This window comes from Kordiimonas lipolytica (genome assembly GCF_001550065.1).
Map to the genome: position 1 here is coordinate 23,083 of NZ_LRUB01000022.1, position 22,796 is coordinate 45,878.

21 protein-coding genes are annotated in these 22,796 nt (G+C 56.9%); 12 read left to right on the forward strand and 9 right to left on the reverse strand.

Translation table 11 applies throughout. The annotated features are described in order from the left end of the window. Window positions 1-35: 35 nt before the first annotated feature. Window positions 36-704: an NUDIX hydrolase gene (locus KORM41_RS10590; protein WP_068147360.1), complete on the reverse strand. Its 669-nt coding sequence runs from the start codon at window positions 702-704 to the stop codon at window positions 36-38. A 327-nt stretch (window positions 705-1,031) separates the two neighbouring features. Here KORM41_RS10590 and KORM41_RS10595 point away from each other — a divergent pair, with 327 nt between their 5' ends. Continuing rightward, the gene (locus tag KORM41_RS10595; RefSeq protein ID WP_082719856.1) at window positions 1,032-1,463 is read left to right on the forward strand and encodes a TerB family tellurite resistance protein; all 432 of its coding nucleotides are present in this window, start codon (window positions 1,032-1,034) and stop codon (window positions 1,461-1,463) included. 70 nt (window positions 1,464-1,533) lie between these two features. Here KORM41_RS10595 and KORM41_RS10600 read toward each other — a convergent pair whose 3' ends face one another. Continuing rightward, on the reverse strand, window positions 1,534-2,913 hold the full coding sequence (locus KORM41_RS10600) for an aminotransferase family protein (RefSeq protein WP_068147366.1): 1,380 nt from the start codon (window positions 2,911-2,913) through the stop codon (window positions 1,534-1,536). Window positions 2,914-3,077: 164 nt separating this feature from the next. Between KORM41_RS10600 and KORM41_RS10605 the strand changes: the two genes are divergently transcribed. Then, window positions 3,078-3,560: an Lrp/AsnC family transcriptional regulator gene (locus tag KORM41_RS10605; RefSeq protein WP_068147369.1), complete on the forward strand. Its 483-nt coding sequence runs from the start codon at window positions 3,078-3,080 to the stop codon at window positions 3,558-3,560. Window positions 3,561-3,567: 7 nt separating this feature from the next. On the opposite strand, the gene KORM41_RS10610 is transcribed toward KORM41_RS10605, so the two are convergent. The 4 genes from KORM41_RS10610 to KORM41_RS10625 form a co-directional block, all read right to left on the reverse strand. Continuing rightward, complete coding sequence (locus KORM41_RS10610; RefSeq protein ID WP_068147372.1) at window positions 3,568-4,026, reverse strand: cupin domain-containing protein; 459 nt, start codon at window positions 4,024-4,026, stop codon at window positions 3,568-3,570. 87 nt (window positions 4,027-4,113) lie between these two features. Then, entirely contained in the window at window positions 4,114-4,353 is a 240-nt protein-coding gene (locus KORM41_RS10615; protein ID WP_068147753.1) for a Usg family protein, read from the reverse strand. 126 nt (window positions 4,354-4,479) lie between these two features. After that, window positions 4,480-6,828, reverse strand: coding sequence for a heavy metal translocating P-type ATPase (locus KORM41_RS10620; protein ID WP_082719857.1), 2,349 nt, complete (start codon window positions 6,826-6,828; stop codon window positions 4,480-4,482). A gap of 100 nt (window positions 6,829-6,928) precedes the next feature. Then, entirely contained in the window at window positions 6,929-8,080 is a 1,152-nt protein-coding gene (locus tag KORM41_RS10625) for an acyl-CoA dehydrogenase family protein (RefSeq protein WP_068147375.1), read from the reverse strand. 175 nt (window positions 8,081-8,255) lie between these two features. On the opposite strand from KORM41_RS10625, the gene pcaF reads away from it, so the two are divergent. The 3 genes from pcaF to KORM41_RS10640 are packed head-to-tail and all read left to right on the forward strand — an operon-like array spanning window position 8,256 to window position 12,387. Continuing rightward, window positions 8,256-9,461 (forward strand): 3-oxoadipyl-CoA thiolase, encoded by a 1,206-nt coding sequence (gene pcaF / locus KORM41_RS10630; protein WP_068147377.1) that lies wholly within the window; start codon window positions 8,256-8,258, stop codon window positions 9,459-9,461. Window positions 9,462-9,487: 26 nt separating this feature from the next. Next, window positions 9,488-11,587: a 3-hydroxyacyl-CoA dehydrogenase NAD-binding domain-containing protein gene (locus KORM41_RS10635; RefSeq protein WP_068147380.1), complete on the forward strand. Its 2,100-nt coding sequence runs from the start codon at window positions 9,488-9,490 to the stop codon at window positions 11,585-11,587. A gap of 11 nt (window positions 11,588-11,598) precedes the next feature. Further along, window positions 11,599-12,387, forward strand: a complete 789-nt coding sequence (locus tag KORM41_RS10640; RefSeq protein WP_068147384.1) for an SDR family NAD(P)-dependent oxidoreductase — start codon at window positions 11,599-11,601, stop codon at window positions 12,385-12,387. 115 nt (window positions 12,388-12,502) lie between these two features. On the opposite strand, the gene KORM41_RS10645 is transcribed toward KORM41_RS10640, so the two are convergent. Further along, entirely contained in the window at window positions 12,503-14,692 is a 2,190-nt protein-coding gene (locus tag KORM41_RS10645; protein WP_068147387.1) for a TonB-dependent receptor, read from the reverse strand. 434 nt (window positions 14,693-15,126) lie between these two features. On the opposite strand from KORM41_RS10645, the gene sfsA reads away from it, so the two are divergent. Genes sfsA through KORM41_RS10670 form a run of 5 tightly spaced genes read left to right on the forward strand, consistent with a single transcriptional unit; the run spans window position 15,127 to window position 18,389 of the window. Further along, window positions 15,127-15,837, forward strand: coding sequence for a DNA/RNA nuclease SfsA (gene sfsA, locus KORM41_RS10650; protein ID WP_068147390.1), 711 nt, complete (start codon window positions 15,127-15,129; stop codon window positions 15,835-15,837). A gap of 31 nt (window positions 15,838-15,868) precedes the next feature. After that, window positions 15,869-16,699, forward strand: coding sequence for a type I methionyl aminopeptidase (gene map, locus KORM41_RS10655; protein ID WP_068147393.1), 831 nt, complete (start codon window positions 15,869-15,871; stop codon window positions 16,697-16,699). Window positions 16,700-16,712: 13 nt separating this feature from the next. Beyond that, a complete protein-coding gene (gene radC, locus KORM41_RS10660; RefSeq protein ID WP_068147396.1) occupies window positions 16,713-17,402 on the forward strand; it encodes a RadC family protein in 690 nt (229 codons plus the stop codon). A 49-nt stretch (window positions 17,403-17,451) separates the two neighbouring features. Then, window positions 17,452-17,907, forward strand: coding sequence for an NUDIX domain-containing protein (locus KORM41_RS10665; protein WP_068147398.1), 456 nt, complete (start codon window positions 17,452-17,454; stop codon window positions 17,905-17,907). After that, complete coding sequence (locus KORM41_RS10670; RefSeq protein WP_068147400.1) at window positions 17,904-18,389, forward strand: CYTH domain-containing protein; 486 nt, start codon at window positions 17,904-17,906, stop codon at window positions 18,387-18,389. The genes KORM41_RS10665 and KORM41_RS10670 overlap by 4 nt, the downstream gene beginning before the upstream one ends. On the opposite strand, the gene KORM41_RS10675 is transcribed toward KORM41_RS10670, so the two are convergent. Next, the gene (locus KORM41_RS10675) at window positions 18,386-19,699 is read right to left on the reverse strand and encodes an amidohydrolase family protein (protein WP_068147402.1); all 1,314 of its coding nucleotides are present in this window, start codon (window positions 19,697-19,699) and stop codon (window positions 18,386-18,388) included. The genes KORM41_RS10670 and KORM41_RS10675 overlap by 4 nt on opposite strands. A 141-nt stretch (window positions 19,700-19,840) precedes the next feature. On the opposite strand from KORM41_RS10675, the gene purB reads away from it, so the two are divergent. Both purB and KORM41_RS10685 read left to right on the forward strand, forming a co-directional pair. Beyond that, window positions 19,841-21,145, forward strand: a complete 1,305-nt coding sequence (gene purB, locus KORM41_RS10680; RefSeq protein ID WP_068147405.1) for an adenylosuccinate lyase — start codon at window positions 19,841-19,843, stop codon at window positions 21,143-21,145. A 172-nt stretch (window positions 21,146-21,317) separates the two neighbouring features. Continuing rightward, window positions 21,318-21,830, forward strand: a complete 513-nt coding sequence (locus tag KORM41_RS10685) for a PAS domain-containing protein (protein WP_068147408.1) — start codon at window positions 21,318-21,320, stop codon at window positions 21,828-21,830. A gap of 12 nt (window positions 21,831-21,842) precedes the next feature. On the opposite strand, the gene KORM41_RS10690 is transcribed toward KORM41_RS10685, so the two are convergent. Continuing rightward, the gene (locus KORM41_RS10690; RefSeq protein WP_068147410.1) at window positions 21,843-22,793 is read right to left on the reverse strand and encodes a proline iminopeptidase-family hydrolase; all 951 of its coding nucleotides are present in this window, start codon (window positions 22,791-22,793) and stop codon (window positions 21,843-21,845) included. Between the last annotated feature and the right edge of the window lie 3 nt (window positions 22,794-22,796).

Here is a 22,796-nt window from a genome sequence, read left to right on the forward strand (position 1 = left end):
AACGGCGTTTCCGCCCCGACCCCCTCAAGTCATAGTCAGCGGATAATTTTCACGCTCTTCGGATCAATGATCCGGTAAAGCATCGCAGGCCTGTGGGCCCCGCGTGAGAATTTCTTGCCGGTTTCTTCAATCAGCTTCAGCGACAGGATCCACTTGCGGAAGTTCCGTTTGTCAAGCTCTCGCCCAATCGCCTGTTCATAAACCGTCTGTAGCTGTGAAAGCGTAAACTCCTCCGGCATGAATTGCAGGCCGATGGTGGAATATTCCATCTTTGCTGCAAGCCTGGCCTGGGCAACCTCAATGATTTCCTGGTGGTCAAACGCTAGCTGGGGCAGCTTGTCAATCGGGAACCATTGGGCTTCTTCAGCGTCAGTGCCGGCTGCCAACTCCATGCCTTCCGACGGGGTCAGTGTATAATAGGCGACACTGATGACACGTTCGCGCGGATCACGTCCCGGTTTGCCGAATGTATAGAGCTGCTCGAGATAGACGTCGGAAAGGCCCGCTTCTTCCTCAAGTTCCCGTTTGGCACATTCGTCCAGGCTTTCCTCCATCCGGACAAAGCCGCCGGGCAAAGCCCAGGACCCTTTGTGCGGATCCATCCCCCGTTTGATCAGGAGAAGATTTAGTTTAGCGTCCCGAACAGTGAAGATGACAATATCAGTCGTCACCGCCGGATGGGGATATTCATAAGTGTAAGTCATTCTTGTTCGTGTTCCTAAAACACATTAATTCTTATGGGCTTACTCAAAAACACAGATACTTGGTTATCAAAAAAAACACGTTGTCACTAGTATCAGATTTTTGCCGTGTGGATATATATTTTGTCAAAGGGCATATATTTTCACCGAGGCATGTGTATTTTGTTTTCTTGTATCCCGGATTCCTCTAAAGGTCTCAGGGAGGCTCGCCAGGATCAAGGTTTTTGTCGGGCTTTTGCCAAAATTCCATGATGGTACTTGACCCGCTAGCCGATTTGGGTTGGTATCGCATAAACGTAATTTATTAGGGTTTTTATACGGAGGGGTAGTATGTCGCTAATGCAGCTAGAGACCATTACAGGGCTGTTTCGCGGGAAAGAGTTGAGTGAAGCCGAAAAGAAAGAGGCTATCCGTGAAGCTCTGTTCATGACCCTGTCGCGCGCTACCGCTGCGGACAGCAATGTTGCGGGTCTTGAAGTTTCAACAGTGCAGGCCATCCTGAAGGACGCGGTTGGCGAAGACGTTAGCGAAAAAGATATTCGTGTGGCGGCAAATTCCGCGCTCTATAAAGAAGGATCGATTGAGAAGGTTCTGGGCAAGCTGGCAGGCAAGGTTGATGCGGCGGATCGCTGCTCAATCGTGAATGCGCTGGCGCAGGTTCTCAAGGCGGATGGCCGTGTCAGCCCGTTCGAGGTTGAATTCTTCAACAGTGTTGTGAAGGCCTTGGGGCTCAGCCACGCTGATGTTGCAGGCCTTGAGTAGGTCTTGACGAGGTTTTGGTGCTCAGGCACCGGGTAAAGGCGGGCTTGGCCCGCCTTTTCTGTATCTGCGATCAGGCTTCGGTGCCCATCACGCTGTCGATCCCGGCTTTCGCGATATCAATGATAGTGTCGATGTCATCGCGTGATACCGTCAGCGGGGGCGAGAGGGCCAGCGAATTCATGGTTGGCAGTGGGCGGATCACCAGCCCACGACGATAGCATTCTTCCGAAATTTTTGCGGCCAGTTTACGCGCAGAGTCCAGAAAGGTTTTCGACGGCGCATCAGCCATTAGCTGGATGGCGGCCACGAGGCCAGCGCCTCGTATTTCGCCAACATGGGGGTGGCCGTTGAAGGCGGCGCGCAACTGGTCATGGAAATAGGCGCCGGTGGCTTTCGCATTCTCGACCAGTTTTTCCCGCTTCATGATTTCAAGGACCTTGAGCGCGACCGCGGCCCCTACCGGGTGTCCGCTATAGGTATAGCCATGTGAAAAACCGCCCAGTTCCTTAGATGCCGTGCGCATCACATTGTGGATTTCCTCGCTGATGAAAGCCGCGGACATGGGGAAGATGCCGGCCGTCAGGCCTTTGGCTGTGGCCATCATATCGGGCTTTATGCTGTAAAGGTCAGATCCGAAGTTGTGGCCCGTGCGCCCATAGCCGCAGACAACTTCATCGGCAATCAGCAGGATGTCGTGGCGGCGACAGATTTCCTGAACGCCCTGCCAGTAGCCCTTCGGTGGTGTCACCACGCCACCTGCGCCCATGATAGGCTCGCCGATAAAAGCGGCGACGGTGTCTGCGCCTTCTTCGACGATCAACTGTTCCAGCCGGTGCAGCAGCCTTGCCGTGAAGGCCGCCTCATTCTCACCGTCCGTCGCCTGGCTGTAAAAATGTGGGAAGTCCGTATGTTTGGCGAAATCAAGCGGCAGGCTGAAAGCTCTATGGAAGCCCTTCAGGCCGGTGAGGCTGGCGGTGGAAATGGACGTGCCGTGATAGGCCTGCCAACGCGATATCACCTTGCGCTTTTCAGGCTTGCCGCGCATGGTGTTATATTGCCAGGCGATCTTGACGAGCGTGTCGTTGGCGTCGGAGCCCGAGCAGCCAAAGAACACATGGCTGAGGCCATCGGGCGCCATCGCTATCAGTTCTTCGGCCAGCAGCTCCTGGGCTTGGTTCGTGTGGCCGCCAAATGTGTGAAAATAGTCGAGATCAATGGCAGCCTGGCGCATTGCGTCGGCAATTTCAGTCCTGCCGTGTCCCACACCTGCACACCATAATCCTGCGATGCCGTCAATCACCGTGTGGCCGTCGGCGTCAGTTACATGAATGCCTTTTGCGCTCGCGATCTTCCGCGGCCCATCTGCCTCCAGCGCACAAATTGAGGTTGCCGGGTGAAGAATCTTCTGTTTGTGAATCTTTTGCTGGCTTTGCCCCGCGATGTCGTGCATTTTGCTCACCCTGTATTGATTTTGTTGGCTCTATGGAACCATAGACCTGCCAGAATGAAATAGGGAAGTTAGGGGCAGGGACCCCATAAATTGCGGAAATGGCCATAAACGCCGCATGAACTGCGGCACGGAGCCAGCCCTTCTCTCACTGGAGAAAAAGAAGCATGAAGCTTGATCGGATCAACCTGAATATTTTGGCCTGCCTCCAGGAAAATGGTCGTATCACCAATCAGGAACTCGCCGATAAGGTTGCCTTGTCTCCAAGCGCCTGCCTCACACGCACAAGGCGGTTGGAAGAGGAAGGCTATGTCACAAACTACCGCGCCGACGTGGCGCTGGACAAGATCGGCCCTGTATTGTCAGCCTTCATGGAAGTGACGCTTGAGAGCCATTTCCCCGAAGATTTCAAGAAATTCGATGCCTATATCGCGTCAAAGGAAGAAATTGTCTCCGCCTATATGCTGGGTGCGACCTTCGATTATCTCTTGCGTGTGGTCGTGCGTGATATGGCACAGCTTCGAAATCTGTCCGATCAAATCCTTGGGGCTGAAATCGGTGTGGTGAAGCTCAACACACTGCCGGTCCTGGACGAATGCAAAAGCTTCAAAGGGTATCCGGTGCGCCAACTGGTGGCCGACGCACCGTGATATGTTTTTATTCTTCGCCCATAGGGGTAGGGGAATAGATCACATAAATCTTGGTGTATCCCTTGGTGTCCCATGTGCCGCGCCATTCCTTGGCGATCGTGACAGCATCTCCGGCCTTGATTTCGGTAACCGTTCCGTCCTCAGACGTTAGCGTCACGCCGCCTTCGAGGAAATACATGAACTCATCCACGCCGTAAGGCTCAAGCGTCATGCGCACGGGCCCAGAACGGTACATGCCGCTGTCGAATTTCTTATCGGTGGACAGGAAATTTTCCACATCTTCTGTCTGGTAAGGGCCGTCTTCGCCTTCATGGGTCATGACCACCAGGCGTTTATCCTTGAAAATGTCACCGGCGATCTCCGCTTTGGACAGCTTCTGCGGATGATTGGTCATGCTATCGTCGCTGGCATACAGCGATGTCGTCAGGCTCAGTCCTGCTAGAATTGAGATCACAAAACGCGACATTTTAATCCTCCCACAATATCAATTGTAAAAGGTATATCATTGGCGCGGCAAAAATGTGATCACAAAATTGCGAAACAGGCCAAATTATCAGTGGATGATCAGGGTATCCGCCATCTTGAGTTCGGCTGGCTTGATCAATTCCAGTGACGCCACGCGTACGCTATGCAGCTTGCCGTCCAGGTTCTTTTCCCAGAAATCCAGGAATTTCCTGAGAACCGGGAAACGCGGCGCGATATCCAGTTCCTGCCAGACATATTCCTGCAAAAGCCGTTCATAGTCTGGCCGGAAATAATAGATATGCGCTGTGGTCAGGCGATAGTCTTTCATCTGTTTTTCGAAGTCGTTCACTTTACGTCTCCTCAGTATGGCACCTGAGACCAGTATGGAAAACGAAAGTTGACGGACTATTAATGCAATTCTTTCAATTGCTTACGAAAAATTTACCGTTCTCTGCTAAAGAGAGACGCTCCTTAGCCTGAGGGCGTTGGTGATCACCGAGACCGAACTCAGGCTCATAGCCGCTGCGGCAAACATCGGCGAAATCAGAATGCCCATGAACGGAAACAGGATCCCCGCGGCAATCGGCACGCCAGCCGCATTATAGACAAGCGCGAAAAACAGATTTTGCTTGATGTTGCGCATGGTGGCGACTGCCAGTGTACGTGCTTTGACAATGCCAACCAGGTCGCCTTTAACCAGGGTAAAGCCTGCGCTTTCAATGGCGACATCGGCCCCCGTGCCCATTGCGATGCCCACGTCAGCCTGCGCCAGCGCAGGCGCATCATTTACGCCGTCACCCGCCATCGCCACCCGGCAACCTTGCTCCTGCAGTTCCTTCACCAGCGCAGCCTTGTTTTCCGGCAGCACATCGGCGCGGATGTCATCAATGCCCAGCTTTTCGGCGACGGCCTTCGCGGTGCGGGCGTTGTCTCCGGTGGCCATGATCACCTGCAGCCCGGCCTTATGGAGTGCCTTCAGGGCTTCCGCGGTTGTTTCCTTCACCGGGTCAGCCACACAGATAAGCCCGGCAGCTTTACCGTCCACCACCACGAACATCACGGTTTCACCCTGGTCTCGGCGACTGTCTGCTTCGTCGGCAAGCGGGCCAGCGTCAACTTCAATATCTTCAAGAAGCTTGGCATTACCAAGGGCCACTGATTTACCGTCTACCTTGCCGCGGACGCCTTTGCCGGTGACAGCGTCAAAGTCAGTTGCCTTTTGAAGCTTGATGTCACGTGCTTCGGCACCGCGTACGATCGCGTCCGCCAGCGGATGCTCGGACCCGCGCTCAAGGCTCGCCGCCAGCATCAATATGTCGTCCTCATCAAATTCGCTTGCAGCAAGAACTGCCTGTAGTTCGGGTTTGCCGACTGTCAGAGTGCCTGTTTTGTCGACGATCAGCGTGTCAACTTTCGCAAACCGTTCCAGCGCTTCGGCATTCTTGATCAATACGCCTGCCTGTGCACCACGGCCAGTGGCTGTCATGATCGACATGGGCGTGGCAAGGCCCAGCGCACAGGGGCAGGCGATGATCAGCACGGACACGGCCGCTATCAGCGCATAGGAGAAGGCTGGGGCGGGGCCCCAAAGCGACCAGCCGACAAAGGCCATGATAGCGACTGCGATCACTGCTGGCACGAACTTGCCTGCGACAGCGTCTGCCAGCTTCTGGATTGGTGCGCGGCTCCTTTGCGCGTTCGCCACCATCTCTACGATCTGCGACAGCATGGTGTCCTTGCCCACGCGCTCCGCTTCCATGATCAGGCTGCCGGTGCCATTGATGGTGGCGCCCGTAAGCACATCGCCTTCAGATTTCTCAACCGGGACAGGCTCGCCGGAGATCATGGATTCATCAACAGAAGAGCGGCCTTCAAGTACGCGACCGTCCACTGGCACTTTCTCGCCGGGGCGAACGCGCAAGCGGTTACCCACCGCCACATCTTCAAGTGGGATCTCCTCTTCCGTGCCGTCGTCGCGGATAACGCGCGCGGTTTTGGCGGCAAGGTCCAGAAGGGCGCGGATGGCGGCACCGGTGCGGTTGCGGGCGCCAAGCTCCATCAACTGCCCCAGCAACACCAGCACCACGATCACAGCGCCGGCTTCGAAATAGACATGCACCTGGCCGTCTTCGCCGCGGAAACCGGCGGGGAAGATACCGGGGGCGAACACGGCGACTGTGCTGAAGGCATAAGCAGCGCCCGTGCCTGTGGCGATCAAGGTAAACATATTCAGGCTTTTGTTGATAATGGACTGCACGCCGCGTTCAAAGAACGGCCAGCCGCTCCATAGTACCACAGGGGTCGCGAGGAAGAATTCGGTCCAAGCGGCAGTGCGTTCGCCAATCGCCTCACGGATGGCGCCCAGCCCAAAGAATGGCGCCATTGCGAGCAAGAAAAGCGGCACGGTCAACAGCGTGCCGATCCAGAAACGGCGACGGAAATCTATGAACTCTGGGTCAGGGCCTGCATCCGCGCTCGGGATGCCCATTGGCTCCAGCGCCATACCGCATTTAGGGCAGCTTCCGGGCCCTTCCTGCACGATTTCCGGATGCATAGGGCAGGTATAGAGCGTGCCCTCCGGCATGGGCTCGGGCTCCGGCGCGCCGTCCTTATAGGCTTCGGGGTCTGCGTCGAATTTTTTTTTGCAGTGGCCGCTGCAAAAGAAATAGTCCTCGCCGTCATGGCTGCTTTTGTGTGCTGTCGTGCTCAGGTCAACCGTCATGCCACAAACAGGGTCCGTGGCGGTATGGTTATTTGAGTCATGATTATGGTTGTGGTGGCAGCAATTTGATTGGCCGGACATTATATGCTCCTGAAGTGTTTTCACTTGAGTCGCTACCAAGCCTAAGGGTTGGAGCCACTACAAGGTCAAGAGCTATTATATAGCTGTCTGGATTGCCTGGCTAATCGGTGCTCGCAATTACATCTTTCGCGATGATCAGTTGCTGGATCTGGCTGGTGCCTTCATAGATACGGAACAGTCGCGCGTCGCGGTAGAGCTGTTCGATGCCATAATCGGCGATATAGCCCGCACCGCCATACATTTGCACCGCCCGGTCGGCCACACGGCCTACCATTTCAGAAGCAAACAGCTTGGCGCAGGAGGCTTTGCGCTTGGTGTCTTCGCCCCGATCGCGGGCGAGGGCGGCGTCGCGGATCATGGATTTGGCGGCGTAAATCTCGGTCTCGCTGTCTGCGATCATGGCCTGAATCAGCTGGAAATCGGCAATGGCGTTGCCGAATTGGGTGCGTTCCTTGGTGTAACGGACGGCGTCGGTGAGCATGCGCGACGCCAGCCCCGCACATACGGCAGAGATATGCAGGCGGCCCTTGTCCAGCACCTTCATGGCGGTCTTGAAACCCATGTTTTCCACGCCGCCGATGATGTTCTCTGCAGGCACCCGGCAATTGTCGAACACCACATCGGCCACCGGCGCGCCTTGCTGTCCCATCTTCTTTTCCGGCGCGCCGACGGTCAGGCCGGACGTGCCTTTTTCGACCAGGAAGGCCGAGACACCGCGGGCATCTTTGCTGCCCTGGTCCGTGCGCGCCATGACGGTGAAAAGCCCAGCGTAGGGCGCGTTGGTAATATAGCGTTTGGTGCCGTTGATCACATAATGATCGCCGTCCCTGACTGCGCTTGTGCGCAGGGACCCGGCGTCTGAACCCGCTTCAGGTTCTGTCAGGCAGAAGGAGCCGACAAGGTCGCCGCTCGCAAGCCTGGGCAGGTATTTCTCTTTCTGCTCTGGCGTGCCGTCCAGCACAATGGCCTGTGAGCCGATGCCCACATTGGTGCCAAAGAGGGACCGGAAAGCAGGGGCCGCTTCGCCAATCACCATGGCGACCTCGATTTCCTCGCGCATGTTGAGCGCCAGCCCGCCATATTCTTCCGGGATCGACAGGGCGAACAGGCCAAGTTCTTTGATTTCTGCTACAATGTCGTCCGGGATGCGGTCAGTGTCCGCAACCGTGCGCTCATGGGGGATCAGGCGTTCATGCACAAACCTGTGCAGTGTTTCCAAAAGCTGATCGAGTGTTTCCTGATCGAGTGCCATTTCCGGTCCTTCCCCTCGTCGAATGCGGTCTTCGATCTATAATTAATACGGCCGATTAAAAAGGCAATGAAACGCAGGCAAAATGAACCGCAATTGATGCTGGTCTTTTGGGCTGCAGGATTTATTTTCGAGCTTGAATTTAACTGGGCAGATTTTCGCGGGTGGAGGTGACAAGATGAAAGCGGCATATATTTGCGATGGTATCCGGACACCGATTGGCCGCTACGGCGGTGGGCTGTCTTCCGTGCGGGCAGATGACCTGGCGGCCCACCCGATTAGGGCGTTGATGGCTCGGAACGAGGGAGTTGATTGGGCGAAGGTGGACGACCTGTATTTCGGCTGCGCCAACCAGGCGGGGGAAGACAACCGCAATGTGGGCCGCATGGCCGCACTTCTCGCGGGTCTGCCACAGGACGTTCCCGCCGCGACCGTGAACCGCTTGTGCGGGTCTGGTCTTGAAGCCACAGGCCTTGCCGCCCGCGCGGTGATGACGGGTGAAGCAGGCCTCGCGATTGCAGGCGGGGTGGAAAGCATGTCGCGCGCGCCGTTCGTGATGGCCAAGGCCACCAGCGCGTTTGACAGGAATGCGGAGATTTACGACACCACCATCGGCTGGCGTTTTGTGAACAAGGCGCTGAAGGCCGCCTACGGCACTGATAGCATGCCTGAAACGGCTGAAAATCTGGCCGAAGACATGGGCATCAGCCGCGAAGACCAGGACGCCTTCGCTTACCGGTCCCAGATGCGCGCCAAGGCCGCGCAGGAAGCTGGCCGGTTCGAGCGCGAGATTGCGCCGGTGACCATCCCGCAGCGCAAGGGCGATCCCCTTGTTGTGGATACAGACGAACACCCGCGCGCCAATACCACCATGGAGGCATTGGCGGGCCTTCGTGCACCGTTCCGCGAGGGCGGAACGGTAACGGCAGGGAACGCCTCCGGCACCAATGACGGGGCGGCTGCGCTTCTGATTGCAGGTGAGGACGCCGTGAAAAAATATGGCCTGGTACCGATGGCGCGTGTGGTTGGTATGACGAGCGCAGGGGTGCCACCGCGCACCATGGGCTATGGTCCTGTGCCTGCCACGCAGAAATTATTGTCGCGTTTGGGCTTGGCACTTTCGGATATCGACATAATTGAGCTTAACGAAGCGTTCGCGGCGCAGGCCTTGTCATGTTTGAGGGGACTTGGCCTTGATGACGATGCATCGCATGTGAACCCGAACGGCGGCGCCATCGCCCTTGGCCACCCGCTGGGGATGTCCGGTTCGCGGCTTGCGCTGACACTGGCACATGAACTGGTGGAGCGGAAGGCCCGCTATGGCCTTGCCACCATGTGTATCGGCGTGGGGCAGGGCATCGCGATGGTGCTTGAACGCGTGTAGAGAATTAGACCTGAAGGGGAAGAGTGATGACGACAGTTTCAAAAACAATGCACGGCCGCGTGGCTGTGCTGACGGTCGATAACCCACCGGTAAACGCCTTGTCGCACAGTGTGCGAGATGGGCTGTCAAGCCAGATGACAGCCTTGGCTTCTGACGATAGCGTCGATGCCATCGTGATTGCCTGTGCCGGGCGCACTTTCATTGCCGGTGCTGATATCCGCGAGTTTGGCGCCCCGCCGAAGGAGCCGCACCTTCCTGATGTGGTGAACCAGATTGAAGCGATGGAAAAGCCTGTGGTGGCTGCCATTCACGGTACGGCGCTTGGCGGCGGCCTTGAGGTGGCGCTTGGCTGTCATTACCGTGTGGCGGTGGAAAGCGCCAAGGTTGGCTTGCCGGAAGTGCATCTGGGTATCCTGCCGGGCGCGGGTGGTACCCAGCGTCTGCCGCGCATTGCTGGCCCCGCGAATGCCATTGACGCGATCCTTAGTGGCCGCCATGTGAAAGCGCGCGAAGCGCTGTCATGGGGTGTGATCGATGAAATCACGGACGGCGATCTGGTGGAAGCGGCGATCGCGACAGCTGAAAAAGCGGTGGGCAAAGCGCCGCGCCGCACCGGCGAGATTGAGATTGACGGCGAAGCCTTCGGACCTGAATTTTTCGCGGGTGTCAGGAAGTCTGTCGCCAAGCAGACGCGCGGCTATTTCGCGCCAGAGCGCTGCATCCAGTGTGTGGAAGCTGCTGTTTCCATGCCTCTTGCTGAAGGCCTGAAGCGCGAGCGTGAGCTGTTCCAGGAATGTGCCAAGAACCCGCAGGCCAAAGCGCTGCAGCATATGTTTTTTGCCGAGCGCCAGATCAGCCGTATTCCCGGCATTACCAAGGAAACGCCGCGTCGCGACATCAAGAAGGTTGGTATTATCGGCGCTGGCACCATGGGCGGTGGCATTGCCATGAATTTCGCCAACGTGGGCATTCCGGTGACTATTCTTGAGGTACAGCAGGAAGCGCTGGACCGCGGCCTGGACGTTGTTCGCAAGAACTATGAGCGTTCCGCGGCCAAGGGCAAGCTGACGGCTGAGCAGGTTGAAGGCCTGATGGGCCAGTTCACCGGCACGCTGAGTTATGATGACCTTTCAGACTGTGACCTGATTATTGAGGCTGTGTTCGAGACGATGGAGATCAAGAAGAAGGTCTTCACCGAGCTGGACCGCGTCGCCAAGCCGGGCGCTATTCTGGCCAGTAACACTTCTTACTTGGATGTGGATGAAATCGCTGCCATTACCAAGCGCCCTGAAGACGTGCTTGGGCTGCACTTCTTCTCTCCCGCGAACGTGATGCGCCTCTTGGAGATCGTGCGCGCTGAAAAAACGGCGGACGATGTGTTGGCCACATGTGTGGATCTGGCGAAAACCATCCGCAAGGTGGGCGTGGTGGCAGGCGTATGCCACGGCTTTATTGGCAACCGCATGCTGTCGCCATACGGACGCGAGGCATCGCTCGCGGTTATTGAGGGCGCGAAGCCCGAGGAGGTCGACGCAGCGCTCTATAACTTCGGTATGCCGATGGGGCCGATGACCATGTCCGACATGGCAGGCGTTGATATCGGCTACCTGAACCGTCAGGGCATGGGCCGCGAGAATTACGAGACGAAAGCCTATGACTGGGTTGATCGTCTGGTTGAGGCAGGTCGCAAGGGTCTGAAGGTTGGCAAGGGCATCTATAAGTATGCCGAAGGCGACCGTACACCGCAGCCAGACCCCGAAGTGATGGCCGTCATCGAAGAAGAAAGCGCCAAGCTGGGCATTGAGCGTAAGCCGATCCCGGCTGAGGACATCGTTGAGCGCTGCATGATGGCGCTGATTAACGAGGGCGCGAAAATCCTGGGCGAGGGCAAGGCTTACCGCGCCAGTGACATTGATGTGGTCTATGTGAACGGCTACGGCTATCCGCGCTACCGCGGCGGGCCAATGCATTATGCCGACACAATCGGCCTCAAGAATGTCTATGCCAAGATCATGGAATTCCAGGAAAAATTTGGTCCGCGTTGGTGGCAGCCAGCACCGCTTCTGAAGGAACTTGCCGAAGCAGGCAAAAGCTTCGCCGATTATGACCGTGAAAACGCGGGCTAAAGGAGAGAATAATGAGCAATGATTATCTGAATGGTCTTTTCAGCCTTGAAGGGCAAGTTGCCCTGGTGGCTGGAGCATCCTCCGGCATCGGGGCCGAGTTCGCCCGCGCCCTCGCGCATGCCGGAGCCGACGTGGTGCTGTGTGCCCGGCGGCTGGACCGGATTGAGGAATTGGCGAAAGAGATTGCGTCTGAAACTGATCGCCGCACGCTCGCGCTGTCGATGGATGTGAAGGACACTGCAAGCGTTGAAGCAGCTTTCACAGACGCCGAAGACCAGCTGGGCACACCCACGGTGGTGTGCGCTAACGCGGGTGTTGGGCACCAGGTTCGCGCGCTTGAGGAAACCGAAGAGCAGTGGGACCATATGATGGATACCAACCTCAAAGGCATGTGGCGCGTTGGCAAGACCGCTGCCAAACATATGATCAGCGCCGGCCTGAAAGGCAGCATCATCAATACGGCCTCCATTCTGGGGCTTGGTGTATCGAACCAGCACTTAAGCTACGCGACCAGCAAGGCAGGCGTGATCCAGATGACCAAAGCCATGGCTCTTGAATGGCAGCGATACGGCATCCGCGTCAACGCCCTTTGCCCGGGCTTTTTCGTGACTGAGATCAACGAGGAAGGCCTGAAAACCGAGCGTGGGCAGCAGATGCTGGCAATGACCCCAGCGCGGCGCGCGGGCGAGCTGCCTGAGCTTGTGCCGCCAATGCTGATGCTGGCAAGTCCGGCTTCAAGCTTCACTACTGGTGTCGCCCTTCCGGTGGATGGGGCCCATTCGGTGAAGCTGGTGCCATAAGGCGCCTAGACTTCCGTAAAACGCTAAAGCCCGGCCGTGAGCCGGGCTTTTTTTGTGGGCAAAAGAAAACGGGAGCTTATGCCCCCGTTTCCAAAATGTTTGAATGTCAGCTAGCTTACCAGCGAGTGGAAAGACCGATACCAAACACGCGCGGTGCGTTCACAAAGCCCGTGTTGTTGTTGAAGTCGATCACACCCTTGAGGTTAGCTTCATTGGTGATGTTGCGGCCGAAGATGGATACTTCGTGCTGCAGCGCTTCACCGAAGCGGTAACCCATGCGGGCGCCGAGTTCGAACGTGCCGCTGGTGGAGAATTCTTCGGCATCATAGAGAAGCATGTTGGTGTCACCCTGCAGGGCAAAGTCAACGAAGGTGAAGAACTCGCCGTCACCCATTTCCCGGTGGTAGTCAGCTGTGAAGTTGACGGTCCAGTCCGGCGCCTGTGGCAGCGGGTTGCCGTCTACGATTGCGTAACCATCGTCGTCGAGCGGATCAATCGGCGTACACTGGCCGGAGCCACAGGTGGGAACGCGCAGGCCCGTATCGTTGATTTGCGTGTTGGCGTAACCAAGGCCTGCCGTGATGGTCAGATTTTCGGAAGCCAGCCATTCGATGTCTGTCTCGAAGCCGTAACCGATTACTTCGTCCACGCTCACAAGCTGAACACTGTTGGTGGCGCCACCAACGGCGGTCACTTGCAGGTCGGATACGTCATAGTAGAAGACCGCACCATTCCAGCGCAGGCGGTTCTCGGCTAGGGTTGCCTTGAAGCCAGCCTCGTAGGACATGATTGTCTCTTCCTTGGCGGTTGTTGGAACGCCGAAGAAGGCAACGTCACGGCCCTGAATGGTTGGGGCGCGGAAGCCGGAAGCCACGCGCGCATAGACGGAAAGGTCGTCATTCACCGCATGGTTGATAGCAGCGTCCCAGCTCACTCGGTCGCCTTCAAGCTCAACAGTGTCAAGCTGGGCACCGAATGCGCCAGAGTAGGCGTCAGCAGTCTTTTCGTCATCCGTATAGCGCATGCCAATAGTCAACGTGGTTTCTGGCTGGATGTCATAGCTGACCTGGCCGAAGAGCGCCCAGGCAGTGTTCTGGTGACGAACTGTTGAGTCCGGTACGAAGAAAGGCGAGGTGCGCACAGTGAAGTCGCTATCGAAGAAGAAGAAGCCAACCTGATAGAACAGCTGGTCGGATGCTTGCTGGGACAGGCGCAGTTCCTGCGTGATCTGGTCCAGATCATCGATATGGTCTTGTGTCGTGCTTTGGAATGGAATGAAACCTGGGCCATCCGGGTTACCGCCGTCGATATCACCAAGGCTGGAGCCGTTGGTGGTCTCATAGGCCGTGATGGACGTCAGGGTCATCTCGTTGTTGAAGTCCTTGACCATCTTCAGGGATGCGCCCCAGCTGTCATATTCCTGCGGGTTGCCATGATCGTCACCGAAGTAGACTGTATCACGGTCGAAGTTGCCGTTCAGGTCATTGCTGCCTGTGGTCAGGATATTCGCACGGAATAGCGAGCTGGTACCCGACAGGCTACGGAAGTGAACATTGGTCAGGGCGCTGAAGGTGTCAGTTGGCTCGAACATCAGCTGCAGACGGCCAGCAAATTCTTCGAAGCCGCCAAGGGCATCATCTTCGTCAAGATATGCATTGTCGATGTGGTCATCGCGGCGGCTGTAGAGCATGGACACACGAGCAGACAGCTTGTCGCTGATGCCGCCCCCCTGTGCGAATTCAACAGAACCCGTGCCATATGAGCCGTAGCTCGCAGACAGGTAGCCTTCGGCTTCCTGGGTTGGCTTGCGGGTGTCAAACTTGATGATGCCCGCCGGTGTGTTACGGCCAAACAGGGTGCCTTGCGGGCCGCGCAGTACTTCAACGCGCTCAACGTCGAAAAGCGGGAAGCTTTTCAGGATCACGTTTTCCTGCACAACCTCGTCGACAACAACGGAAACCGGCTGGGACGCCGCGAGGTCAAAGTCAGTGTTGCCGAGACCGCGGATATAGAAACGCGGAGCAACGCGACCGTTCGATGATTCAGCGTTGAGGCCAGGTACGCGGCTGGACAGGAGGCGGATATCTTCGCCGCCAGCTGCGAAGGTGTTGATCTTGTCGCCGCTCAGTGCGGAGATGGAGATCGGAACGTCCTGAAGGCTCTGTTCCCGCTTCTGGGCGGTTACAACGATTTCCTCAAGGGCGAAACCGTCGCTTGCGCTCTGAGCATTGGCGCCTACAGAAAGGGCCAGCGCTGAACAGCCCGCGATCAGGCATGCGCTATGGTTGAACCAAGTTTTTTTCATGGTGAATTTCCTCATTCGAAGTACGCAGCTTCTATTTTTATAAGCAACTTTGGGAAACGCGCGATGCCAGTGGTGCTGGGCATCTGACTTTGGATAATGCGTCCAGAGCCTTAGTTTGCATAGGCTGTACCTGATGAGAATATTTTTCCATCTGTCGCTTCACAACAATGCTGACCAAGAAGTCAAAGTGTTGCAGATAAGCAACCAAACCAGTGTGGCGCTCATGCAAAGGTTATAAAAGTGGCTGCGTACCCTCCCTGTTTTTCCTCGTTTGATGGGTGACTTGAAACTTTGTCGGGATATTTCATATCATATTGTCGACAATTTTATATCACTTTCATCAACTATTTTGTGAGCGACATAGCGCAACGGCTTTTTTGGTCAAATGCTTAGTGATACTTGATTGGGCTTCAGCGAGTGGATAGGGTGCAGCCATGATTTTCGAGAATGCACTGACTGAGGGTCGCCTGATCAAGCGCTACAAGCGTTTCCTAGCGGATGTGGAGCTGCCTGACGGTAGCGTTGTTGTGGCGCATTGCGCCAATTCAGGTTCCATGCTTGGCTGCAAGGAGCCCGGCAGTCGGGTTTACCTTTCGCCAAACACCAACCCCAAAGCCAAGCTGGATTGGCGTTGGGAAATGGTGGAAGTGGATGGCCACCTTGTCGGCATTAATACAAGCCACCCGAACAAACTGGCCGAAGAAGCGATCCTTGGCGGCGTGATCCCGGAACTCGCGGGCTACGGCAGCCTCAGGCGGGAAGTGAAATACGGTCAGAACAGCCGTATCGATATCCTTCTCGAGGCACCTGAGGAGGCCAGTAAGTCGGCGCAATGCTTTGTTGAAGTGAAAAATGTTACGCTGAAGGTGGGGGATGATGCCCAGTTCCCGGACGCAGTGACAGCGCGGGGCACCAAACACCTGCGCGAACTAATGGATATGGTCACTGAAGGGCACCGGGCCGTCATGCTTTACCTTGTGCAGCGCGGTGATTGCTTGTCTTTTGCGCCAGCGGCGGATATTGATCCGACTTATGCGGCGGCGCTTAGGGAAGCTAAAGAGGCGGGCGTAGAAACTTTGTGTTATGTTTGTGACCTGTCGACAGAAGGCATACGGGTGGATCGCCCGATGCCTATGGGCTTCTAGGCCGAACAGTGACTGATGCGGGAATGACAAGATGAATTATGTAGATGCGGTTGACGTGCCCGAAGCACGCACTGGTGCAATCAAGATCCATGGTCCTGAGGCATTCGACGGTATGCGCGCGGCAGGCAAATTGGCTGCCGAGACGCTTGACTATATCACGCCGCACGTAAAGGCAGGGGTGACCACGGAAGAGCTGGACCGCTTGTGCCACGAATTTATTCTGGACCATAACGCTATTCCCGCGCCGCTGAATTACCGCGGTTTCCCGAAATCCATCTGTACATCGATCAATCATGTGATCTGTCACGGTATCCCGGGGTCGAAAAAGTTGAAGGAAGGCGACAGCCTGAATATCGATGTAACGGTTATCCTTGATGGCTGGTATGGCGACACGAGCCGCATGTTCTTTGTTGGCAAGCCCAAATTATTGCCACAGCGCCTGTGTCAGGTGACATTCGAGGCCCTTTGGAAAGGCATTGAAGCCGTGAAGCCCGGCGCGCGCCTTGGTGACATTGGCCATGCCATTCAGACCCACGTTGAAGCCCACCGCTACAGCGTTGTGCGCGACTTTTGTGGCCATGGTATTGGCCGCGTGTTTCATGATGAACCCAGCGTAATGCATTTCGGCAAGCCGGGCACGGGCCCAGAGCTCAAGCCCGGCATGTTCTTCACAATCGAACCCATGGTGAACGCAGGCAAACCAGGGTCCAAGATTTTGGCCGACGGCTGGACGGCGGTAACCCGAGACAAGACCTTGTCGATGCAGTTCGAGCATACGCTGGCTGTCACAGAAGACGGTTATGAAGTCTTCACCAAATCACCGAAAGGCTGGTTCTGCCCGCCTTATGACGGCGTGGAATAGCCAAAGGAACCGGATGGGGGATACGGACAACAGGGATCATGTCAAGGGCCACAGGTCCAGGCTTCGGGAGCGCTTCCTGAAGGGCGGGGCCGACGCGCTCGCCGACTATGAGCTTCTGGAGTTGATCCTGTTTCTTGCCATCCCTCGCCGTGATGTCAAACCTCTTGCAAAAGACCTGATCGCCCGCTTCGGCAGTTACGCTGCGGTTCTCAGCGCGGATGTGGACAAACTGCGTGGCATGAAAGGGCTTGGTGACACGGCCATCGCCGCCATCAAGTCCGTGCAGGCATCTGCACTGCATCTGTCGCGCGCAGGGGCAACGGGCCGCCCTGTGATGGGTAACTGGGCTGCGGTCCAGGAATATCTGCAGGGTGCCATGGGCAATATCCCGCGTGAACAGTTCCGCCTGATGTTTCTTGACCGGAAGAATGCCCTTATTGCGGACGAGGTGCTATCGGACGGCACAATTGACCGAACCGCCGTCTATACGCGCGAGGTCGTGCGCCGCGGCCTTGAACTTGAAGCCGGCGCCCTTATACTTGTTCACAATCATCCATCAGGAGACCCGGCGCCCAGCCACGCAGATGTGCAAATGACAAAGGAAATTTCAGACGCCTGCCACCGTGTTGGGATCAAGGTGCACGACCATATCATTGTCGGGAAAACAGGGCAGGCAAGTTTTAAGGATTTGGGGTTACTCTAAACACCGGCGCGAAAAGAATGACCGGAAAGCCCCAGTTTAAGGAAGTTTGATGTATTGGGAACAAGTTAAGTCCACCCGTAAGGAGCTAGAGCAAGACCTGCCGGTATCGGCCAAGGTGGTTCTGATGTCCAAGGACGGCAAGGCACTGGTCATGCGTAAGTCCAGCGGCCTTTTTGACCTGCCGGGCGGCAAGGTTGAAAGCGGCGAAGACCTTTTCAAGGCGCTGAAGCGCGAAATGAAGGAAGAGGCAGGCCTCAAGGCAAAAAAATTCGAATTTGTTTCCAGTTGGGTGAAGCATCACCCGACCCTTGGTGATCGCCTTGTGCTGGTGTTTACCGCACATTTGCCTGAGAAGGCCAAGGATGTCGAGATCACGCTGTCGAACGAACACAGATGGGGCGAGTTCAAGGGCCCGAAGGCGATTGCGAAAATTGGTGACATCCCGCCCGGTTATGCCAACGCCCTGCATATCTGTTTCCTGCGTGCAGGTAAAATCAAGCCGTGATCGAGATAGAGCGTAAATTCCTTGTACGGCCAGGTATCCTGGACCTGAAGGGTGGGAAAGAGATATCCCAGTGGTATGTCATGCGCGGGGATGGGCGGTCCCTGAGGGTGCGGCGCTACGAAGGCGGTTATGTGATGACTGTCAAGGTCGGCAAAGGCATTGAACGCAAGGAAATTGAGCGCAAGCTGTCGGACGCCGAAGCGCTGTCGCTGATTGATAGCGCCCTTGAAGCCCCGGTTGAGAAAACCCGGCACAGCATCAAATCAGGCAAGCATGTCTGGTCGGTTGATGTGTTCAAAGGGCCCAATGAAGGCCTGTGGTTGGCAGAGGTCGAACTGCAGGCCAAGGACGAGTATTTCGAACGCCCGGCGTGGATCGGCAAGGAAGTGTCGGGCGATGCCTGCTTCCAAAACGCAAACCTGGCCCGAAACCCCATCTCACGGTGGCGCAGCGATTTCATCGCTCTTCTTAACGGAGCCTAGTTGGCGTGACGCGCGGCGATCTCGGCTAGACGTGCATCAATCGCTTCCCTGCTGTACCAGCGCCCTGCGGCCACAACGCCCGCCTGTTTGGTCAGGTTCATCGCATCTTCGCGCGGGTCGGCATCCAGAAGAATTAGGTCTGCCCGTGCCCCAACAGTCACAGCCCCGAAATCGTCTTTATCCTTGAAATAGCGCCCGGGTGCTGCAGTTGCCATCTCAAGGATCTGCGCGGGGGTCAGGCCGGCTTCCGCCATCACCTCAATCTCACGCCATATCGAGAAACCGGGTACAGAGAAGGTTTGCGGCGCATCTGAACCAAGCGCAAGGTTGACGCCGCCGTCCGCGAAGGCTTTCAAGAGCTGCTGCCGGTTTTGGATTGCCACAGGGTTCGGTGTGGCCGACCGCGCCGTCTGCTCCCACCGCGTCAGCATCGCGCGCGGCACATAGGCATTCTCGGGCCGGGCCAGCAGGACTTTGACCTGTTCGTCAGATAGCACCGGGTAGTCTTCGCCACGGCTGTAGAAGGTGTTGAACAGCTCCTGCGTCGGTACAATCCACGTGCCACTTGCTCTGGTGATTGCCACCGCGTGGGCGAAATCCTGATCCGTCAGCTCTTTGGTGTAGCCGCCAAGCCATTCCAGATAGCCGTCCATATGGTCGACCGATATCTGGTGCGATTTCAGCGCGTGATCGATGCCCACGTCCGCCGGCACATGGCCACCGAAGGGAAAGCCAAGCTCGTTGGCCGCACGCGCGATCGCGTCATATTCCGGTAGGCTCAGCCCTGGATGGATTTTCTGCAGATCCCAGCCCTGGCTGGCATAGAGGCGCAGTTTCTGCTCACCATCCTCGGGCGAGCTGACGCTGCGGCCATTAAGGCTGGGGGCTGCCAGGTAAAGCGTCGGCCCGGCAATCTCGCCAGCCTTGATTTTGTCCCTCAGCTCAAACTGCACCGGGTCCCCCAGCATGCCGCGCACGGTGGTGACACCGCCAGCGAGATAGAGGAACAGGGTTTCTTCGGTCTGCTGCTTGCCCCAGCTGCCGTAGGGCAGGTGGCCATGCATCTCGGCAAGGCCGGGTATCAGATATTTGCCGGTGCCGTCGATGATCTTGTGTGTTCCGTGCAGGTGCGGCGCATCTGCGACCGTCCCGACATAGACGATTCGGTCACCTTCAATGGTCACTACGGCGTCTTTTATGACTTGGCCCCCGTCCATGGAAATGACGGTGACATTCTCGATCTGGACGTTGTCTGCGAATGAAGCAGAGGCAACGCACAGCGCGCACATAATGGTTGCAAGGATACGCATTCTAACCCTCCCCGATAAAGCCAGGCTGTTATGCTCTGGCTGCAGGGCTGATGTGTCAAGGAAACTTGCGATCAGCCGTGCTTTCTGATAGGTGACCGGCAGATTTTGTTTTTGACCATTTCCCCCTGAGGAGCGCGCCCCATGATCCCTCGTTATTCCCGCAAGCAAATGACCGACATTTGGGAAGCGGAAAACCGGTTCCGTATCTGGTTCGAGATTGAAGCCCACGCCTGTGACGCCAACGCCAAGCTTGGCCGTATCCCTGAAGCCGCTGCCAAAGCTGTGTGGGAGCGCGGTAAGTTCGAAGTTGAGCGCATCGACGAGATCGAGCGCGAAGTGAAGCACGATGTGATCGCCTTCCTGACGAACCTCGCGGAACACGTGGGTGACGAAGCGCGTTTCGTGCACCAGGGCATGACGTCCTCTGACGTTCTGGATACCTGCCTCAGCGTTCAACTGGTGCAGGCCGCAGACATCATCATCGACGACCTTGAGAAGCTCTTGGTGGTGCTGAAGCGTCGCGCGGAAGAGCACAAATACACCGTGTGCATCGGCCGCAGCCACGGCATCCATGCAGAGCCTGTTACCTTCGGCCTCAAGATGGCGCAAGCCTACGCTGAGTTTGACCGCTGCCTTGAGCGTATGAAAATGGCGCGCAAGGAAGTCGCGACCTGTGCGATCTCCGGTGCGGTGGGCACATTCGCCAACATCGACCCGTTCGTTGAAGAATATGTGGCAGAAAAAATGGGCCTTGAGGTCGAGCCTGTGTCCACGCAGGTGATCCCGCGTGACCGCCACGCCATGTATTTTGCCGTGCTGGGTGTTGTCGCCAGCTGTATCGAGCGTCTGGCGGTGGAAGTGCGCCACCTGCAGCGCACCGAAGTTCTGGAAGCTCAGGAATATTTCTCCAAGGGTCAGAAGGGTTCAAGCGCGATGCCGCACAAGAAAAACCCGATCCTGACCGAAAACCTCACCGGCCAGGCGCGTTACATTCGCGCGATGGCAATCCCGGCCATGGAAAACGTGGCGCTGTGGCACGAGCGGGATATCTCCCACTCCTCCGTTGAGCGCTATATCGGCCCAGACGCGACTGTGGCGCTCGATTTCTCCCTCGCGCGCCTGACGAACGTGATGGACCAGCTGCTGGTGTACCCAGAGAACATGCTCGATAACATGAATAAGATGGGCGGCCTGCCGAACAGCCAGCGCGTACTGCTTGCGCTGACGCAAGCCGGCGTGAGCCGCGAGGACGCTTACCGCCTCGTGCAGGAAAACGCCATGAAGGTGTGGGATAGCCGCGGCACGCTGCAGCTTCTGGACCTTCTGAAGGCTGACAAGACCGTGACGGCGAAGGTATCCGAAGCTGAGCTCGATGAGATGTTCAACATGGATTACCACACCAAGCATGTAGACACGATCTTCAAGCGGGTGTTTGGCGACGCCTAACCCTGCTTAAAACAAAACGACGAAAAGGGCTGCACCGGTTGGGTGCGGCCCTTTTCGTTTTTGTGGGCTGATTTGAGGGACGCATGTACCGCGCAAAGCTATTGCAAGGCCAAAGCAATCATGCCAGCTTTGTGACAAGCCAGACTGCCTACACAACAAGGAGTGCCCGCACTTGGCCAGCCGGGACGATATTTCAGACTTCCCCTTTGGTATGCCAAACAAGCCCTCGAAAGAGCTGGCTCTTCCGGAAGCTGCCGGACCAAAAGCGGTTTTCAATTTGTGGCGGGAGAAGAAGGGGGACCGGGAGTTTCCACTAAAGTCTGATCTGCACCCCTCGCTGATGGCACGCTATCTGCCATACATCTATATTGTGGACATTCTTGATGGTGGTAAGGACTACCGTATCCGCCTTCTCGGATCAAGTGTGGCTGACATGCTTGGCAAGGATTATACCGGCACGCTTCTCAGCGAAACGCCTGAAGAGCTGGACTGGCGCGGCGAAATATATGGCCTGTGCATGAAAAGGCGCGCACCGGTTTTCTATCTGTTTGAGCTGGCGCCGTTCGGACGCGAGACGGTGGTCACCGAAAACGCTTTGTTCCCGCTTTCGGATGGTGACGGCAATCTTGCCCATCTCTTGTGTATGTCGGTCGAAGTGGGGCGCACCTATGAGGCTAGCCGCTAGGCACCTGCAGGCCTAATCCTCAATGCCCTTCAGGAAAATCCGCAGCGCCATCAAGTAAAACTCTTCATTGTCGCCCATGGTGGCGTGCCCGGCGCCAGGGACAATCACAGTCTTGGCATCAGGGATCATACCGCCGAACTTGCGGCAGCTCTTGGGCGCGGCCTCGTCATATTCACCGCAGATCATCAGGGTGGGGGCAGCAATATTGGGAAGCTGTGGGCTGATGTCGTAATCCTTCAGCGTGCCGGGCGCGAAAAATTCGGTTGGTCCCCACATGATTTCATACATCACCGGGTTCCAGTCCGGGCCGTCCACACGGTAGCGGCTGTTGCGGCAGCCTTCGGTGCGGCACATATGGCGGGCATAAAAGGCTTCTTCCGCAGCCCGGTAATCCGGGTGGTTGGTGGTGCCCTCGGCTTCATGCTTGCGGATGGTTGCTGCGGTCTCGGGTGGTAGTTGGTCAATCCATTCCTGATTATCCGCGATCCATTGGTGGGTGGAAATCAGCGGGCTTGAAAGGATTGCAGCCTTGAGGCCGTCTGGGTTCCTGACGGCATATTCAGCCGCCAGCGTCCCGCCCCAGCTGTGGCCCGCGATAATCACTTCATCAAGCCCGAGTGCTTCACGGATATGATCGATCTCCGCCACGAACCGCTCAACGCGCCAATTGGCAGGGTTGTTCGGGCGCTCTGAATTGCCCGTGCCCAGCTGGTCATAAAGGATCACTGGATATTCGTCCGCAAGCGCCACATACGGCATGTTCCCCCGGTGTGTGCCGCCAGGGCCGCCGTGCATCACGATGATCGCCGGGCGCTTGCCCAGATGCTCGCGCCCATTCAAGCGGTACCAAATCTTGCCGCCGTCCACCTGGATGAAGCCTGCGATTTCCGGGTCCTGATGGGCCTGGGCGGGCAGGGCAAAGGCGGTAAGCGCAAGAATGGCGGCGAGAGCAAAGCGGAGCATGTG